The 17923-nt window shown below is 60.0% G+C and carries 11 protein-coding genes; 9 read left to right on the top strand and 2 right to left on the bottom strand.

Annotation, left to right across the window (positions count from 1 at the left end):
- Positions 1–259 precede the first annotated feature (259 nt).
- The 5 genes from tolC (at position 260) to exoR (ending at position 8594) form a co-directional block, all read left to right on the top strand.
- Entirely contained in the window at positions 260–1630 is a 1371-nt protein-coding gene (gene tolC / locus ASD52_RS21875; RefSeq protein WP_025426839.1) for an outer membrane channel protein TolC, read from the top strand.
- A 184-nt stretch (positions 1631–1814) separates the two neighbouring features.
- Positions 1815–2633: a PopZ family protein gene (locus tag ASD52_RS21870; protein WP_057214200.1), complete on the top strand. Its 819-nt coding sequence runs from the start codon at positions 1815–1817 to the stop codon at positions 2631–2633.
- Positions 2634–2755: 122 nt separating this feature from the next.
- Positions 2756–5596 (top strand): valine--tRNA ligase, encoded by a 2841-nt coding sequence (locus tag ASD52_RS21865; RefSeq protein WP_057214197.1) that lies wholly within the window; start codon positions 2756–2758, stop codon positions 5594–5596.
- A 453-nt stretch (positions 5597–6049) separates the two neighbouring features.
- Positions 6050–7330 carry an OmpP1/FadL family transporter gene (locus ASD52_RS21860; protein WP_025426842.1) on the top strand — a complete coding sequence of 427 codons (1281 nt, stop codon included), beginning with the start codon at positions 6050–6052 and terminating at the stop codon, positions 7328–7330.
- Between the two features lie 457 nt (positions 7331–7787).
- Complete coding sequence (exoR, locus tag ASD52_RS21855) at positions 7788–8594, top strand: exopolysaccharide production regulator ExoR (RefSeq protein WP_025426843.1); 807 nt, start codon at positions 7788–7790, stop codon at positions 8592–8594.
- A gap of 26 nt (positions 8595–8620) precedes the next feature.
- Here exoR and xth read toward each other — a convergent pair whose 3' ends face one another.
- Positions 8621–9415 (bottom strand): exodeoxyribonuclease III, encoded by a 795-nt coding sequence (gene xth, locus ASD52_RS21850; RefSeq protein WP_025426844.1) that lies wholly within the window; start codon positions 9413–9415, stop codon positions 8621–8623.
- Positions 9416–9620: 205 nt separating this feature from the next.
- On the opposite strand from xth, the gene ASD52_RS21845 reads away from it, so the two are divergent.
- Entirely contained in the window at positions 9621–11084 is a 1464-nt protein-coding gene (locus ASD52_RS21845; RefSeq protein WP_025426845.1) for a phosphatidylserine/phosphatidylglycerophosphate/cardiolipin synthase family protein, read from the top strand.
- 34 nt (positions 11085–11118) lie between these two features.
- Here the strand turns inward: ASD52_RS21845 and erpA are convergent, their stop codons facing one another.
- Positions 11119–11451, bottom strand: coding sequence for an iron-sulfur cluster insertion protein ErpA (gene erpA / locus ASD52_RS21840; protein WP_025426846.1), 333 nt, complete (start codon positions 11449–11451; stop codon positions 11119–11121).
- A gap of 213 nt (positions 11452–11664) precedes the next feature.
- Here erpA and ASD52_RS21835 point away from each other — a divergent pair, with 213 nt between their 5' ends.
- The 3 genes from ASD52_RS21835 (at position 11665) to ASD52_RS21825 (ending at position 17867) form a co-directional block, all read left to right on the top strand.
- Positions 11665–12882, top strand: coding sequence for a deoxyguanosinetriphosphate triphosphohydrolase (locus ASD52_RS21835; protein ID WP_057205045.1), 1218 nt, complete (start codon positions 11665–11667; stop codon positions 12880–12882).
- Between the two features lie 95 nt (positions 12883–12977).
- Positions 12978–14738, top strand: coding sequence for an arginine--tRNA ligase (argS, locus tag ASD52_RS21830; RefSeq protein WP_057205041.1), 1761 nt, complete (start codon positions 12978–12980; stop codon positions 14736–14738).
- Positions 14739–14801: 63 nt separating this feature from the next.
- Complete coding sequence (locus tag ASD52_RS21825; RefSeq protein WP_057225488.1) at positions 14802–17867, top strand: SPOR domain-containing protein; 3066 nt, start codon at positions 14802–14804, stop codon at positions 17865–17867.
- Positions 17868–17923: the final 56 nt, after the last annotated feature.

The raw sequence follows: 17923 nt of genomic DNA, 5'->3' as shown, positions 1-17923 counted from the left end.
TTGATTGTGCTGCTAAAATAGCAATGTTGCCAATTGGCAACGAACCACCTGTTTCTTTTTGAAATGATCGTGCGCAGTATCGGTGTACAGTTGTGATCAGGCCGAATCCGGGTTTCAAAGAGTGCTGAGGTAGTGATTTGCTCACCGGTGGGCGGTGTGAGCGCTTCATCGCCGTATTTAGGGCGGCCCGGTTTCGACGTCGGAATGGTGCCGCAGGAAATAGTGGGCTGGCTTTGCCGCCCCGATCGGAGAGGGAAGTATGGTGTCGATTGTCCGCAAAGCAGCCTTTTGGGCTGCCGTCTCGACGAGTGTACTGCTTGCGCCGCAGGCCGTGCTGGCGGAGACGATCTTCGGCGCAATGGCCAAAGCCTATGAAAATAACCCGGATCTGAACGCCGCGCGCGCTGGTCTTAGGGCGACCGACGAAGGGGTGCCGATCGCGAAGTCCGGGTTTCGTCCACAGGTTTCGGCTTTTGCAAACGGAACGCTTTCAAACGTCGACAACGAGCTTACCGGAAGCCGGGACTTTCATCAGGGGCAGATCGGTATCACCGTAACCCAGATGATTTTTGATGGCTTTCAGACGCTGAACAATGTTCGCGCCGCTGAATCGAATGTCTTCGCCAACCGCGAATCGCTTCGCGCAAACGAGATCCAGATTCTGCTCGCAGCAGCCACGTCCTACGCCAACATCGCGCGCGACCAGCAGATCGTTGTTATTCGCCGGCAGAACCTCGCCTTCCTCAGGGAACAGCTGAACGCATCCCAGGCTCGCCTTGACGTGGGTGAAGGCACCCGCACGGACGTCAGCCTTTCCGAGGCATCGCTTGCCGACGCGCAGTCGCTTCTGATTACCGCCATTGCGCAGTTGAAGCAGAGCGAATCAGTCTACGTGCAGATCGTCGGCGTTGCGCCGACGGGTATCAAGCAGCCGGGGCCGGCCACCAAGGGGCTTCCGCGTTCGCTCGATCAGGCTGTTGCCCTGGGATTGCGTCAGCACCCGACCATTCTCGCCGCCCAGTACAACGTCGATACGGCCGGCTTCCAGGTGAAGTCTGCTGAAGGCACCATGCTGCCCGGCGTGAGCATTCAGGGGCAGGTTGGACGCGTGACCGGCAACTCCGGCGACGGTCTTGACAGCAACGCGTCGAGCGTTACTGCCCGCCTGACGGTGCCGATCTACCAGGGTGGCGCGGAATACGGTCAGATTCGCCAAGCGAAGGAGACCTTGGGCCAGCAGCGCATCCTCGTCGATTCGCAGCGCGCCGCCGTTCAGCAGAACGTCGTGAGCGCACACGCCCAACTTGAGGCGGCAATTGCGCGCATCGGCGCCAACAAGACGCAGATCTCGGCGGCTAACATGGCGCTTGCCGGCGTCATCGAAGAGCGCAATGTTGGTCAGCGCACTACGCTCGACGTGCTCGATTCGCAGCAGACCGTTCTGAATGCGCAGGAACAGCTGGCTATCGCCCAGCGCGACGCCGTCGTCGCAAGCTACGGTCTGCTCGCTGCCACCGCGACACTGAGCGTCAAGAGCCAGGGCCTGCAGGTCGCGGAATATCGCGCCGAAGAGCATTACGAAGCCGTCAAGGACAAATGGTTCGGACTTCGAACCGTCGACGGCCGCTGATCAAAGAAAACGCCTCGGGAAACCGGGGCGTTTCTGCTTCTGCCGATCGAAACAAATCTGTGCAACAATCCAAGTGTCTGATTCGTGGCGTATGTTTCGTCCGCGGACTCACTTAAGGTTTGTTTGTTATCGGCACATGCGTCGTTTCGGGACACATGCTCTGCCGCGTCAAACGGGGATAGAAATGGCACAGCTCAATGTCGCGCGTGAACCTTCGATGGATGAGATTCTCGCATCCATTCGCAAGATCATCGAGAGCAATGAGCCGGGGCAGACCGATTTCTCCTCGCGTGACCAATACGAGGACGACGGCTCGGATGAGATTGAACTGACGATCGACAGCGAAATCGAGGCTGCCGCTTTCGGCAGGCGGGAGGACCATGGCGAGGCGTCCAAGCTCGCTACACCTTCGCCGGAGATCGAGGTGGCCGTCATTCCTTCGGAGCCGCATTCGAGCATCGCGCAGCCGCCGCTTTCGCTGGCGGACGTTGCAGCCCGAGTAAGGGCGGCCTCCGAGCGCCACACCATGAGCTATACCGCCAAAGAGCCGGTCAAGGATGTGCCTTCGCGCAGCGTTCAGGATAGTCCGGTCATCACGTCACGTATGGCAGCAGTGTCCGCGCCGCCGGCGCCGGTTGATCGTCTCTCGGTGAGCGCCGTACAAGAGCCCGTCAATCGGGCGGTAGCTGTTGAAGCGCTGAAGGTAGCAGACCCGGCACCCGTAGCCGTTTCGGGCGGACCGGTGGCTGTTATTGCCGAAGAGCCCGTGACCGAAAAGGCCGCGCCTGCGATCCTTTCACCCGAGGTTGGTCGTCAGGTCGCTCAGTCCTTCGACAATCTTGCCCAGGCGGTCGACCTCAGCACGCGGCGGTCGTTCGACGAAATTGCCGAAGAAATGCTGCGCCCGATGCTGCAGGAATGGCTGGACGACAACCTACCGACCTTGGTTGAACGGCTGGTGCGTGAAGAGATCGAACGCGTCGCGCGCGGCCCCCGGCGCTAGGATCTGAACCTTTCCGATACAGAGGCCGCGGAACAGTCGCGGCCTTTTTGCGTTCGTGTTGACTTGCACCGGTCGTTCCGGTTTACAAGACATAGACATCAATCTCCAAAATTGGCTTCAAAATGCTTGATAAGACCTACGATTCCGCATCCGTCGACCCACGTATCGCCAAGAAGTGGGACGAAGAAAACGCGTTTCGTGCGGGTGCGGGAGCAAAGCCCGGCGCCGACAGCTTCTGTATCGTGATCCCGCCACCGAACGTGACGGGCTCGCTGCACATGGGCCATGCGCTGAACAACACGCTGCAGGACGTGCTGGTACGGTTCGAGCGCATGCGCGGCAAGGACGTGCTGTGGCAGCCGGGCATGGACCATGCCGGTATCGCCACGCAGATGGTCGTCGAGCGCAAGCTGATGGAACAACAGCAGCACCGCCGCCAGATGGGCCGTGAAGCCTTCATCGAGAAGGTCTGGGAGTGGAAGGCCGAATCCGGCGGGTTGATTTTCAACCAGCTGAAGCGGCTTGGCGCTTCCTGCGACTGGTCGCGCGAGCGCTTCACCATGGACGATGGTCTGTCGGAGGCCGTCCTCGAAGTGTTCGTCTCGCTCTACAAGGAAGGCTTGATCTATAAGGACAAGCGTCTGGTCAATTGGGACCCGAAGCTGCTGACGGCGATTTCCGACCTGGAGGTCGAGCAGCACGAAATCAACGGAAACCTCTGGTACCTGCGCTATCCACTCGAGCCGGGTGTCACCTATCAGCATCCGGTCGCCTTCGACGAAAACGGCAAGGCGACGGAATGGGAAACTCGCGACTACCTGGTCGTTGCCACCACGCGGCCGGAAACGATGCTTGGCGACAGCGGTATTGCCGTCAATCCGGAAGACGCGCGCTACAAGCCGCTCATCGGCAAACACGTCATTCTGCCGATTGTCGGCCGCCGTATCCCCGTTGTCGGTGACGACTATGCCGATCCGACCGCTGGAACGGGCGCCGTCAAGATTACGCCCGCGCACGATTTCAACGATTTCGACGTCGGCAAACGTGCAGGCCTCGCAGCCATCAACATCCTGACCATCGAAGGTCGGATCACCATCAAGGACAATGAGGAGTTCCTCGAGGGCCTCAGCGACCCCGCGGCCCTGCATGGCGCCTGGGATGAGCTTGAGGGCAAGGACCGTTTCGAAGCGCGCAAGATCATCGTTCGGATCTTCGAGGAAGGCGGCCTGCTCGACAAGATTGAGCCGCACAAGCACATGGTCCCGCACGGCGACCGTGGCGGGGTGCCGATCGAGCCGCGCCTGACCGAGCAATGGTATGTCGATGCGAAGACGCTGGCGAAGCCCGCGATCGCATCGGTCAAGGAAGGTCGTACCAACTTCGTCCCGAAGAACTGGGAGAAGACCTATTACGAATGGATGGAGAACATCCAGCCCTGGTGCGTCTCGCGCCAACTCTGGTGGGGACACCAGATCCCGGCCTGGTATGGCCCGGACGGCCAGGTCTTCGTAGAGAAGACCGAGGAAGAGGCGCTGCACGCCGCGATCCAGCACTATCTGGCGCACGAAGGTCCAATGAAGGCCTATGTCGAAGACCTGCTTGAAAACTTCAAGCCGGGCGAGATCCTGACCCGTGACGAAGACGTGCTGGACACCTGGTTCTCGTCGGCGCTCTGGCCGTTCTCGACGCTCGGCTGGCCGAACGAAACGCCGGAACTCGAAAAATACTATCAGACCGATGTTTTGGTCACCGGCTTCGACATCATCTTCTTCTGGGTCGCCCGCATGATGATGATGGGTCTGCATTTCATGAAGGATGCGGACGGTACGCCGGTCGAGCCGTTCCACACCGTCTATGTCCACGCGCTCGTTCGCGACAAGAATGGGCAGAAGATGTCGAAGTCCAAGGGCAACGTCATCGACCCCTTGGAACTGATGGACGAATACGGTGCCGACGCGCTGCGCTTTACCCTGGCGATCATGGCCGCCCAGGGGCGCGACGTGAAGCTCGACACCGCTCGCATTGCCGGCTACCGCAATTTCGGAACGAAGCTCTGGAACGCCACGCGTTTTGCCCAGATGAACGGCGTCACCAATAGTGACGGCTTCATCCCCGAGGCATCGTCGCTGACGATCAATCGCTGGATCCTGACCGAGCTCTCACGGACGATCCGCGATGTCACCGAAGCGCTCGAAGGCTTCCGGTTCAACGAGGCCGCTGGCAGTCTCTATCGGTTCGTCTGGAACCAGTTCTGCGACTGGTACCTCGAACTGCTGAAGCCGGTCTTCAGCGGCGAGGATGAAGCGGCAAAACGCGAATCCCAAGCTTGTGTCGCCTATGTTCTCGATGAGATCTACAAGCTGCTGCACCCCTTCATGCCCTTCATGACCGAAGAGCTCTGGGATCAGACGGCGGGCGAGGGGCGTGAGCGCGCGGGCCTGCTCTGCCACGCGGAATGGCCGTCTGCCTCCTACGCCGACGATGCCGCAGCTGACGAGATCAACTGGCTGATCGATCTGGTTTCCGGCATCCGTTCGGTCCGTTCGGAAATGAACGTCCCGCCGGCAGCGACCGCACCACTCATCGTGGTCGCAGCCAATGCACTGACGCGCGAGCGGCTAGAGCGGCATGCTTCGGCCATCGGTCGCCTGGCGCGCGTCGAGCATATCGACCATGTGGCGGTGGCGCCGGGCGGCAGCGCGCAGATCGTCGTTGCGGAGGCAACGTTCTGCCTGCCGCTTGGCAACCTGATCGATCTCTCGGCCGAAAAATCGCGTCTGGAAAAAGCGATCTCCAAGGTCGAAGTCGAGCGGGAACGTATCCTCAGCAAGCTGGCCAACGAGAAGTTCGTCGCCAATGCAAAGCCGGAGCTGGTCGAAGCCGAGCGTGAACGTCTCGTTGAACTGGATCTGCAGAAGGACTCCCTCGGCATCGCCTTGGCGCGGGTTGCAGAAGCCGGCTGAGGGTACTGCAAGCTCTGATCTTGTGTCATCCGCGGCGGAAACGTCGCGGATTTCGCATTTTCTGGCGAGATCGCTAGAGGTGTCGCCAAGCCGATTCGTTCGGCCAAAACAGTGGCTTTCTGACGCACCGACCTGGGAGTTAGAGCCCCGCTTTCAAACCCAAATTCGCGTTTTTTCCTGCAAAAACCAATGCTGTTGTTGTTGAGTAACACTTTCGGGTTATGCTGGTAAAATATCCTAACATTAGTCGATAAATACCCGTATTGCGCAAAAATATTTCAAATTGTTTGGATTGTGTTCAGATGATGAGAATCTTACGTAAATTTTATGGCGCACATGAGCACAATACCCCTGGAAAGCGGCATTTGCGATTTCACACGATCGTGAGAATACTTTTCGCACAGGCGACGTGAGGTGGATTGTCGCAGATTGAAATGCAGGGGGAGGAGCTTAATGGCTCATGAGAATTTGAAGCGGGGCGTCTTTGCGTTGGCGGCCGGAATTCTGGTTGCATCGGCGGCGCACGCTGGCGGTCTTGAACGCGGCGGTTACAATATCGACCTGCTGTTCGACCCGTCGGACTATGCAGCGGAAGCGACGACAACCTATGTCAACCCGCAGCGCGAACTGAAGAACGTCAGGGATACGAATACGACGTCTGCAGCCTTCCCATTCAACGGAACCGGACCCGGTACTGGCGGTGGCAATCTGAACTCCCGTCCCAATTCTGTCGAAGACACGGAGAGCTATTGGGTGCCGCGTGTGGGCATCAAGGCCCGCTTCGGAGAGGACGTCGACTGCATGGCTGACTATTCGCAGCCATGGGGAGCTCATACAAATCCGGGCGTAAATTGGGCCGGCGCCAACAACAACATTGAGACGAAGGTCGAGAGCGACAACTACGCCGCGACTTGCTCATACAAGTTTGACATGGGGCAGGGCCAGTTCCGCGTCATCGGCGGCGTCTTTTACCAAGAGGTCGGCGGCTTCAAGGAGAGATTGGTACAGGATTTCACGGGTGTGCCGCCGGCATTCGGCGGGTTGCAATCCGGCATCGGCAGGCTGGATCTCCAAGGTGACGGTTGGGGTTGGCGCGCCGGCGTCGGCTACGAAATACCGGAGTACGCGGTACGCGCAAGCTTGGTCTATAACAGTGCCGTTGATCTGGATAATCTGGCGGGTACGATCGATCTGCGCAATGTGCGCGGACCGGCGCCGGTCAACTTCTACGATGTGGCCGGGTTCGCCTCCATGCCGGACTCGCTCGAGCTCAAAGTTCAATCCGGTATTGCACCTGGCTGGGTCGCGTTCGGTTCGGTCAAGTGGACGGACTGGAGCCAGCTTCAGGTTCTCAAGTTCTGCCCGCCTTCCGGCGGTACCCTGGAGCAGCCTTGCACCTCGCTCGACCTGCTCTATCGCGACGGCTGGACGATCTCTGGCGGCGTTGGTCACAAGTTCAATGAACAGTGGAGCGGTGCCGTCAGCCTAACGTGGGATCGTGGCACGAGCCATGGCTATGGCACACAGTCCGACACTTGGGCGCTGGGCACCGGTGTTGCCTATTCGCCCACGAAGAATGTTGAGTTCCGCCTTGCAGGTGCTGTCGGTATCCTGACGAGCGGCAGTTCTGGCGCCGTCAACTTCGACGGCCAGGTCATCGGAGACGATGTTTCCTACGACTATGGCAACGACTTCTTCGGTGCGATTTCGACAGCGATCAAAGTAAAATTCTGATCCTCCATTGATCAGGACGCGCAAGGCCCGGTTTCATCACCGGGCCTTTCTTTTTGCCTTGAGCGACATCTGTTGGTGACTGTTCCGCTCGACGCCAATGTGACGATTCAGCAACACATTTAATGCTAGAGTTTGCTAGGGTCGGACTCAAGGTCAGTATGTCCATTTCCCGCCACAAACAGGGAGCAGCGATGTTAAGGACAAACGTGCGACTTGAGGATCGGGCCCGCAATGTTTGTAACGAAATGACGTCATGTGTCGTCTTGAACGAACTGCCGCACTTCCGCGGAAATGGTTCGGTAAGGCTACACACAATGGAGTTTCATTCTGGACTGAGTGAGCCGGTGTTTTCGGCGGTTTCGGTGAACAAGTGAATGGCAAAGAGTCATTCAGGCGTTTGTGTTTGCAGCGGTGATGAGTTCGGCGTGGCCGGCTGGAACGGAAGAATTAGACTGTGATGCTTGCGGGTGAACTGAAGTCTCTGAAGGTTGCGATGCTCGGCGTGTCGCTGGTGGTCGGCGGCGCTACGGCTGGTCCGGCACGTGCCTTTGATCCGGGCACCGGTGTCAGCAAGGAATCCGGTCCGTTTGCCCTGTTCAAATTCGGCTTCTCCGCCTACAAGAACGGCCGCAAGGACGAAGCGGTCGAAGCCTACCGCTATGCCGCCGAAAAGGGGCATACCGGCTCCCGCTGGGCGCTTGCCAATATGTATGCCTACGGCGACGGCGTCGCCGAAAACGACCTCGAAGCCTTCAAGATTTACAGCGAGATTGCCCAGCAGGGTGTCGAACCTGGCTCCGAGGATACGGGCTACTTTGTCAACGCGCTGATCTCGCTTGCCGGCTACTATCGTCGCGGTATTCCGGACAGCCCCATCAAGTCCGACATGTCGCAGGCACGTCAGCTTTACTTTCAGGCTGCATCGACCTTCGGCGTATCGGAGGCGCAGTTCCAGTTGGCGCGCATGTTGCTTTCGGGCGAGGGCGGCAACGTCAACGTCCAGCAGGCCAAGAAGTGGCTGAACCGCGCACGCAAGAACGGTCATGCCGGCGCCATGGGCGTTTTCGGCAATGTCATTTTCCAGGAAGGTCAGACCATCCGCGGTCTCGCCTACATGACCGCGGCACTCGATCAATGTTCGCCGAAGGATCGGCCATGGCTGCAGTCGATGCAGGAACAGGCATTTTCTCTGGCAACCGAAGATGATCGCCGTAAGGCGATCAACCTGTCGCAGAACATGCACACGCAGGGCGACGACGACTAGGCGCTGCCCTTGGCGTCACCTCCGCTTCAAAGCGGACGTTCGAACGCGAAATAGCCCGCGACCGGTACGTGGTCGGATGGTTTTTCCCAGGCCCGCACGTGCTTCTCGATCGACGTCGAGACCAGCCTGTCCGCCGCTTCCGGCGATAGCATCAGGTGATCGATCCGTATCCCGAAATTCTTCGGCCAGCATCCGGCCTGATAGTCCCAGAATGAGTAGAGGGGAACGTCATCCGTGGTCGAGCGCACTGCGTCAGTCAGGCCGAGATTCCGCAACTGGCGAAAAGCCTGGCGTGTCTCAGGCAGGAACAGCGCATCGTTCTGCCAGACCTTGACGTCCCAGCAGTCGTGTTCCTCGGGGATGACATTGTAGTCGCCGGCAAGAATGAGCGGCTCTTCCAGTTCCAGCCGACGTTGCGCGTAGGCGGAAAGGCGCTCCATCCAGCGCAGTTTGTAAGGGTACTTCTCGCTATCGACCGGGTTGCCATTTGGCAGGTAGAGCGAGCAGACGCGGATGACGCCGCCGGAGACGGAGAAGACGCCTTCGATAAATCGAGCCTGCTCGTCCGCGTCGTCGCCCGGCAGACCGCGGTTGACTTCGTCAGGTTTCAGCTTGGAAAGCAGCGCAACGCCGTTGAAGCCTTTCTGGCCGTGCGTTTCGACGTGATAGCCGAGCGCTTCGATCTCAAGGCGCGGGAAGTTTTCATCGACCGACTTGATCTCCTGCAGGCAGACGATGTCCGGGTTCGATTCTTTCAACCACGCCAGCAGGCCGTCGATTCGCGCCTTGACGCCATTGATGTTCCAGGTGGCAATCTTCATGGCTCGAAACGCCCTTCTATGTCAGTGAATCCTTCCGGACGGCTTCTTGTAACGACTCGGGATTCGTTTGACAAATCCGATACCTGCGGTCTTTTCGCGGAGAAAGGCCCCGTACATCAATAACGGGCAGCGCTTTTCACGCACTTGCCGTATGCGGGCATGCCGTTGAATTGATTCCCACCCGCCGAAGGCTATAGTCCCCCACATGATCGACCTCATCCAGAACTATTGGCCGCATTTCCTCGTTTTCCTGTCTTTCGTCTTGGGCGTGCCGGCGGCCATCCATGCCGCCATGACCAAGGACGATGTTCGGGCGGCAGCCGGTTGGGTCGGCGTCGTGCTGCTGTCACCGATTGTTGGGGCGGTCGTCTATGGTGTTGCCGGCATTAACCGCATCCGCCGCTCGTCCATCGGCATGCAACGCTCGTTGCTGCGCGGCCGCGGCCCCGATCAGTTCGGGCGCTTCGATGTATCCGATGCCGAGATTGGCACGCGTTTCGGCCAACGATTCTCGGCAATGAAAATCCTCGGTGACCGGGTGTCGCGGCATGCGATGTCCACAGGCAACCGCATAAGCATGCTCGAGGGCGGGGATGCGGCCTATACCGCCATGCTGCATGAGATCACCCACGCGCGCCGCAGCATCCTGCTTGAAAGTTACATCTTCGATCGAGACGCGCTCGGCTTGCGCTTCGCCGATGCATTGATAGCGGCGCGTGGGCGAGGGGTCGAGGTACGGGTGCTGATCGATGCGGTGGGCGCACGCTACTCCGTACCGAGCATCGTCGGTTATCTCAAGGCTGCGAGCGTGCCCACGGCCGTCTTCAACGGCAACATCATCATGGGGCTCAGATTGCCCTATGCCAATCTGCGCACGCACCGGAAGATCCTGGTCGTCGATGGCAAGGTCGCCTTTGCCGGCGGCATGAACATCCGCGCCGGCTTCACCACCGAAATCGCCGGTCCCGAAGCGGCCTATGACACCCATTTCCGCATCACCGGGCCTGTCGTTGCCGACATCTTCCAGGTTTCTGCCGAGGATTGGCAGTTTTCGACGGGTGAACTTCTGGCAAGTGACACGTGGAAAATCGAGCCGACCTCGCCGGCGGCAAAGGCGCCCGGCATTCTGATGCGCGCTGTACCGTCGGGGCCCGACAAAACGAATGAAACCAATCACAAGATGCTGATGGGTGCGTTCTCGGTGGCGCGAAAGAACATTCGACTGATGTCGCCCTATTTTCTTCCTGACCGGGAGTTGATCAGCGCGCTTGTGACGGCCGCCCGCCGTGGCGTAGAGGTGGATATTGTCGTGCCCGCGGTCAACAATCTGCTGCTGGTCGACCGCGCCATGACAGCGCAGTTCGATCAGGTGTTGAAGGGGCATTGCCGCGTCTGGCGCGCAAAGGGTGCCTTCAATCACTCCAAGCTGCTCGCCGTTGATGAGACTTGGGCCTATGTCGGCTCGACGAACCTCGATCCGCGGTCGCTACGCCTCAACTTCGAATTCGATCTCGAAGTGCTCGATGACGGCTTCGCACGCGATGTCAGCAGCCGCATCGCCGCAATCGCGGAGTCTGCGGAAGAGGTGACGCTAAAGGATTTGAATGCCCAGCCTTTAGCTGCGCGCTTGGCAAACCGCCTGCTCTGGCTGGGATCGCCATATCTGTAGCAATGAGCGGCGCACGGGAATGCGCCCGCTTGGGTCAGATGGAAAAACTCGTTCCGCATCCGCAGCTTGCGACAGCATTCGGATTCTTTATCTGAAAGGACTGGCCGAGCAGGTTGTCGATGAAGTCGATCTCCGAGCCACCCATATAGACGAGCGACAAGCTGTCGATCAGGACCTTGGCATCGTCCTTTTCAAGCACGAGGTCGTCGTCGTTCGCATCGTCGACCAGATCAAATTTGTACGAGAAGCCCGAGCAGCCACCGCCCTCGACGGAAACCCGCATGGCATTCTTATGGCCGTCCGAATGCAGAATGGTGGCGATCCGCTTGGCGGCCGCGTCGGAAAGGGTCACTGTTTCCTGTGTCATATTTGCCTCCTGCCGGGGTCAAGAACCGGAGAGATTCGTTTTCATTGCATATTCGGCACTTGGCCGGTTTCGACATGTCTTTTAATGTCGAGCGCCAAACCGTTGCTTTGACTTCCGGAATCGGTCGATGTTTGGTCGACGCTTTCCCGTAGCTTTCACTATAGGTATGAAGGCTTGAATGTCCCGTCAATGGGGCGACCACGCAGGTGTGAAATGACGTTCGACAAAAATGCGCTCGGCTTCGGTTACGGTGAACATGCGCCATTCGCGTCGAATCCCTGGGCGACGCGCGGCAGGCTCTACCCGGAAGCGACAAGCCCGACGCGGTCCGATTTTCAACGTGACCGCGACCGCATCGTGCATACGACCGCCTTTCGCCGGCTAAAACACAAGACGCAGGTCTTCATCGCCGCCGACGGCGACCACTATCGCACCCGCCTGACCCACACGATCGAGGTGGCGCAGATTGCACGCGCGCTGGCGCGAGCGCTGAAGCTGGACGAGGACCTCGCCGAAGGCGTGGCGCTCGTCCATGATTTCGGCCACACGCCGTTCGGGCATACGGGCGAGGATGCGCTGCATGAGATGCTCAAGCCCTATGGCGGCTTCGATCACAACGCCCAATCGTTGCGTATCGTCACCAAACTCGAGCGGCGCTACGCCGAGTTTGACGGCCTGAACCTCACCTGGGAAAGCCTGGAGGGGCTGGTAAAACACAATGGGCCGCTTCTGAGCCTTGACGGGCAGGGCACCCACGGCCCGGTGCCGCAGCCGATCCTGGACTATTGCGCTATTCACGACCTTGAGCTTGCAAGCTTTGCGAGCCTCGAAGCACAGGTGGCGGCGATCGCCGATGATATCGCCTACAACACCCATGATATCGATGACGGTCTGAGGTCCGGCTACCTGACCTTCGAGATGCTGGAGGACGTGCCGTTTCTCGCCCGCCTGATGCGCGAGGTCAGCGATCGTTATCCCGGCCTTGAAGCGAGCCGCTTCACCCATGAGATTATGCGCCGCCAGATCACGGCGATGGTCGAGGACGTGATTGCGGTCGCGCAGACGCGCCTCCGGGATATCAGGCCCGAAAGTGCCATGGATGTCAGGCAGGCTGGTAGGGTCATAGCGACATTCTCGGACGAGATGGGCGAGACCGACAAACAGATCAAGAGACTGCTGATGACGCGGATCTATCGCCATCCCGAGGTGATGCGGGTGCGCGAAGGAGCTGCGTCGATCGTTTGCGATCTCTATCGCGCCTTCATGGCCGACCCTTTGCTGATGCGCGAACATTATTGGATCGACCAGATCCCTGGTATGGCCGAGCCGGCGCGGGCGCGTCATGTCGGCGACTATCTGGCCGGAATGACGGATACCTTCGCCATCAGTGTCCACCGCCGTTTGTTTGACCATACGCCCGATTTGCGGTAGGGACGCCCCGCCCGGAGGCTTTTGGTTCAACCGAACCGGGCCTCCTTTTGAGTTTTGCACCGACCATATTCTGTCGGGAAAAGCGGACGGATCAGATGAATCTCTTCACGGACTTCGAATCAAGAATTAAGGATATTCTCGAAACGCTTGATGTCGTTCGAGAAAAGCGATCCGAACTTGACTTCGCCCGTATCAATGTCGAGCCGCCGCGCGACCCCAGCCATGGCGATGTCGCGACCAATGCCGCGATGGTGCTTGCCAAACCGCTGGGCATGAATCCGCGCGCGCTTGCCGATCTGATCGTCGAGAAGCTCAAGCAGGACCCTGAGGTCACCGATGTTTCCGTTGCCGGTCCAGGCTTCATCAACGTGCGGCTTTCCGTCTCCTACTGGCAGAAGCTGTTGACCGCGATGGTTCGCACCGGTGCGGACTACGGCCGCAGCACGACCGGTGCCGGCCGCAAGGTCAACGTCGAATACGTGTCGGCCAATCCGACCGGGCCAATGCATGTCGGCCATTGCCGCGGTGCCGTCGTCGGCGACGCGCTTGCGAACCTGCTAGCCTTTGCCGGCTACGAGGTGACCAAGGAATATTACATCAACGACGCCGGCTCGCAGATCGATGTGTTGGCGCGTTCGGCCTTCCTTCGCTACCGGCAGGCGCTTGGCGAGGAGATCGGCGAGATCCCGTCGGGCCTCTATCCCGGCGATTATCTCGTACCCGTCGGCGAGGCGCTGGCCGACGAATTCGGCACGAGCCTGCGGCTGATGCCCGAGGACAAGTGGATGCCGCTGGTCAAGGAGCGCACTATTGATGCGATGATGGTCATGATCCGCGAGGATCTTGCCGCCCTGAACGTCACCCATGATGTCTTCTTCTCGGAGCGGACCCTGCATGCCAATGGCGCTGCCAAGATCCGCACCGCGATCAACGACCTGACCTTCAAGGGCCACGTCTACAAGGGCACGCTGCCACCGCCGAAGGGCCAGCTGCCGGAGGACTGGGAAGACCGGGAGCAAACGCTGTTCCGCTCGACCGAGGTCGGCGACGATATCGACCGGCCTTTGATCAAGTCGGATGGCAGTTATACCTACTTCGCTGCCGACGTTGCTTACTTCAAGGACAAGTTTGACCGCGGCTTCGACGAAATGATCTATGTGCTCGGCGCCGACCACGGTGGTTACGTCAAGCGGCTTGAGGCGCTGGCACGCGCGGTGTCTGGCGGTGCGTCGAAGCTGACTGTACTGCTTTGCCAGTTGGTCAAGCTCTATCGCGAGGGTGAGCCGGTCAAGATGTCCAAGCGTTCCGGTGACTTCGTGACGTTGCGCGACGTCGTTGATGAAGTCGGACGCGATCCGGTCCGGTTCATGATGATCTACCGGAAGAACTCCGAGCCGTTGGATTTCGATTTTGCGAAGGTGACAGAGCAGTCCAAGGACAACCCGGTCTTCTACGTGCAGTACGCACATGCGCGTTGCCGGTCTGTCTTCCGTCAGGCTGCGGACGCTTTCCCCGAACTCGACCTGTCCACCGTCGATTTTGCCGGCGCAATCAATGGCCTGATCGTCGATCCGGCGGAGCTGCAGCTGGTCGCCAAGCTCGCAGAATATCCGCGCGTCGTGGAGGCTGCGGCACTGGCGCAAGAGCCGCATCGCATCGCGTTTTACCTTTACGATCTTGCCGCTGCCTTCCATGGACACTGGAACAAAGGTAAAGAGAATCCGGAATTACGTTTTGTTAACGATAAAAATAGAGAATTAAGTACTGCCAGACTCGGGCTGGTGCATGCTGTCGCTTCCGTACTGAAGTCGGGCCTGTCCATTACAGGCACCTCTGCACCGGAAGAAATGCGATAAGTATTGTCACCATTTTCCCACAATGCACTGGCAAGTGAATGCAGGCAATTGTGAGTGGAGAGCATGGCAGACAAACAATTCGCACGAAGCGGGCCGGCTGAATTCGATGTATTGGCAGACGATGATCCGTTGGCCGAACTCGCCCGGATCGTCGGCTACGATGCCCGGCCGGCTGTCCAGCAGTTGCAGGAATTGCAACGCCACCAGGAAGCCGTCCGGCAAGATCCGACGTTCGATCTCGAGGAAGAGCTCCTTCGAGAGTTCGATACCTATGATGCGCCGCGCGCGGCAGATGTTCAGCCGGACAACGATCCAGTTGAAACTGTAGCTGCGCCCGCAGAAGAGCTTCAGCAGGTCGAGCCGGTGCTTGAATTTGCGCCAGCCGAGTTTGCTGTGGCCGAATCGGCGCCAATCGAAGATGCGCCGGCGATTAAACCGGAGTATCAGCCGGTCGAACTCGCAGAGACATGGCCAGAGGCCGCTCTTGAAGAAGTCGACCGCGGCCACGCCGAATTCGTTGCGGTTCCCGAGGCGACGTCCACTTCGATCACTGACGTAACGGGATACGACGTGGTTTCGGAAGCGGTCGAGCCGACCTTCGATCTGGAACGCGAACTCGAGCTCTCGCTCGGTGACGTCGATCTTTCTCCGACGGCCGAGATTGCGCCGATCAAACAGCACGTTGGTGCACCTGAAGAATGGCATGCGCCGGTCGAGGACATTTCGTTCGACGTTTCCGATTTCGCCGATCAACTGGCAACAGAGCAGGCCTCGCTGTCCGTCGAGCCAGCCTTCGAAGTGGCTCCGGCCGCCGAGGCCAGCAACGCCTATGCGTCGGACAATGCCTATTCGTACGAACCGACAGTGATCGAGCAGGTCGCTCCGGTTGCCGTAGAGCCGGCTTTCGAACCGGCTCCGGCTGCCGAGGGCAGCAACGCCTATGCGTCGGACAATGCCTACTCGTACGAACCGGCAGTGATCGAGCAGGTCGCTGCGGTTGCGGCAGAGCCGACAACAGATAACGCCGTCGATGAGCTTCTTGCCGATATCGAGCGGTTTCCGGTACCGGCTGCGACCGGCCTGGTCGCCGCTGCAGTTCACACTCATCCTGCGATTCATGCGCGGGCCGAGCCGGCTGTCGTGGCTGCGCCACCTGTCAAGAAGAGCCCCTATCCCTTCACGCCGACGTTCAGTCGCGCCACCCCGGTCGCTTCGCCCTCGGGTGCCGGCCAGCAGCGCGCCTTTGCTGGTCCGATCGTCTCGTCGATCCCTGCTGCCGCAGCACCTGTAGCCGCCGCACCGGTGGCCGCAGCGGTTGCGCCAGAGGCTGTCGTCGAGCCCGCTCTTCCGGCTACCGAGCCGGAGAACGAGCCGAGCTTCGACATCGAGAACTTCGAAATGGAGCTCTCGGATGTGGCGATGGAAATGGAGCTTCCGGAATTCGACGCTTCTGAGGATATCGCCGCCGCAGTGCAGCAGCCGGTTTTCGCCGCTATCGAGCAGGAGCCGGTACAGCATGAAGAGCCCTTCGTAGCACCGTCGGTCGCAGCTGCGCCCTTAGAAATCGAAGAGCCGCCGGTTGAAAGCGTTCTGCCGTTCGATCCGTCGATGATCGCTGAAGCCGATACCGGCGTCGCACCGATCGCCGATATGGATGTACCGCAACTGCCGGTCATCGAGACAGAAAAGCCGGTCGCTTATCCCGCCGACTACGATCTCGATATCGACGCGGAAATGGCCCAGCTCTTCGGGACGCCGGCACCATCCGTCAGGGAGACGCAGGCTCGCCCCGTCGAGGCTCGTGAACCTGCACGCTCCGCGCCGGCAGCCAAGCCGGCCGCATCGCTCGGCGCAGCACCGATGGATGATTTCGACGAGTTCGAGAAGGCAATGGAAGAAGACTTCCGTCGCTCGATGGTCGAACGTCAGAACACGCCGCGCGAATCCGAGCGCGCTCAGCCTATGTCCGGCCAGGCCGACGCCGGTGTTTATAACGAATACGGCTCCGGTCGCTGCTCGCAGCGCACAATGCTGCTCGCTGCAAGCGTCGCCGGCATCATCATTCTCGGTGGTGCAGGCGTCTACGCCTGGATGGGTGGCAGCGATGCCGTTTCGTCCGGCGAGGGTCCGAAGATCATTCTCGCCGACAAGTCCCCGGTAAAGGTCGTGCCCGAGGAAAAGGGCGGGAAGACCGTGCCGAACCAGGACAAGGCCGTCTATGACCGCGTTGCCGGTGCTCAGGGCACGGGTCCTCGGCAGGAGGCACTCGTCTCCTCGACCGAGGAACCGATGGACGTCGTCCAGCGGACGCTGACACCGGAAAACCTGCCGAATGACGGCAGCGATGAAGCGGATGCTCTGGGTGCTTCACCGAATGCGGACGAGGAGTCTGCCCGCCTTCTGCCTGGTGACGGTGCTGCCGTGCCGGCTGATCAGGAAGAGGACAAGGCTCCCGCAGTCGCGCCGCGAAAAGTACGCACGATGATCGTCAAGCCGGACGGCACGCTCGTCGCCCGCGAAGAGCCGGTTGCTGAACCGGCGACGGAAGTTGCTGGCAACACCCAGCCGGTTCCGGCAACGGCTTCGGGTCAGGTTGCGGCGTCGGGCACTGAGGGCCAGGCGACAGCCACGGGCGCCGGTTCCGAACTTCGCGCAGCCGGCGAGGCACTTGCAGGTGCCGACCAGGTCGCACTTGCTGCCGCGAGCGACGCCACGGTAAACGCCGCTGGCGTTGAGGCACCGCTGCCTCAGACCCGCCCGACCGGGCAGGCTGGCAACGTGGCTGGCGCCGTACCTGAAAGCGCAAGCGCACGTCCGGCGGAAACGCAGGCCGCCGCCAACCCTGCAACGGATACCCAGCAGGTTTCGACGGCATCAGTGCCGGCTGGCACCTACTTCATCCAGGTGGCGTCGCTGCCCTCCGAGGCCGAAGCGAAGAAGTCCTACAACAGCCTTTCGAACAAGTTCGGAAGCGTTATCGGTGGTCGCGGCGTGGATATCCGCAAGGCGGAGATCGCGGGTAAGGGCACCTACTATCGTGTCCGCATCCCGGCCGGTTCGCGCGAAGAGGCCAATGCGCTTTGCTCGCGCTACAAGGGCGCTGGTGGCAGCTGCCTCGTGACCAAGTAGTCACAGCAGCAATATTATCCCCAGAGGGGCGCGGCAGAGATGCCGCGCCCTTTCAC

It is taken from the genome of Ensifer sp. Root142, from assembly GCF_001426785.1.
GTDB lineage: Bacteria > Pseudomonadota > Alphaproteobacteria > Rhizobiales > Rhizobiaceae > Ensifer > Ensifer canadensis.
Note: the sequence above shows the minus strand (reverse complement) of the source record. Positions and strands in the feature narration are given on the sequence as shown.

Excerpts from the sequence above, each read along its gene's own strand:
- erpA (WP_025426846.1), bottom strand. The coding sequence starts at position 11,451 with ATGACACAGGAAACAGTGACCCTTTCCGACGCGGCCGCCAAGCGGATC.
- ASD52_RS21825 (WP_057225488.1), top strand. The coding sequence starts at position 14,802 with ATGGCAGACAAACAATTCGCACGAAGCGGGCCGGCTGAATTCGATGTA.
- exoR (WP_025426843.1), top strand. The coding sequence starts at position 7,788 with ATGCTTGCGGGTGAACTGAAGTCTCTGAAGGTTGCGATGCTCGGCGTG.
- tolC (WP_025426839.1), top strand. The coding sequence starts at position 260 with ATGGTGTCGATTGTCCGCAAAGCAGCCTTTTGGGCTGCCGTCTCGACG.
- argS (WP_057205041.1), top strand. The coding sequence starts at position 12,978 with ATGAATCTCTTCACGGACTTCGAATCAAGAATTAAGGATATTCTCGAA.
- xth (WP_025426844.1), bottom strand. The coding sequence starts at position 9,415 with ATGAAGATTGCCACCTGGAACATCAATGGCGTCAAGGCGCGAATCGAC.
- ASD52_RS21860 (WP_025426842.1), top strand. The coding sequence starts at position 6,050 with ATGGCTCATGAGAATTTGAAGCGGGGCGTCTTTGCGTTGGCGGCCGGA.
- ASD52_RS21870 (WP_057214200.1), top strand. The coding sequence starts at position 1,815 with ATGGCACAGCTCAATGTCGCGCGTGAACCTTCGATGGATGAGATTCTC.
- ASD52_RS21865 (WP_057214197.1), top strand. The coding sequence starts at position 2,756 with ATGCTTGATAAGACCTACGATTCCGCATCCGTCGACCCACGTATCGCC.
- ASD52_RS21845 (WP_025426845.1), top strand. The coding sequence starts at position 9,621 with ATGATCGACCTCATCCAGAACTATTGGCCGCATTTCCTCGTTTTCCTG.
- ASD52_RS21835 (WP_057205045.1), top strand. The coding sequence starts at position 11,665 with ATGACGTTCGACAAAAATGCGCTCGGCTTCGGTTACGGTGAACATGCG.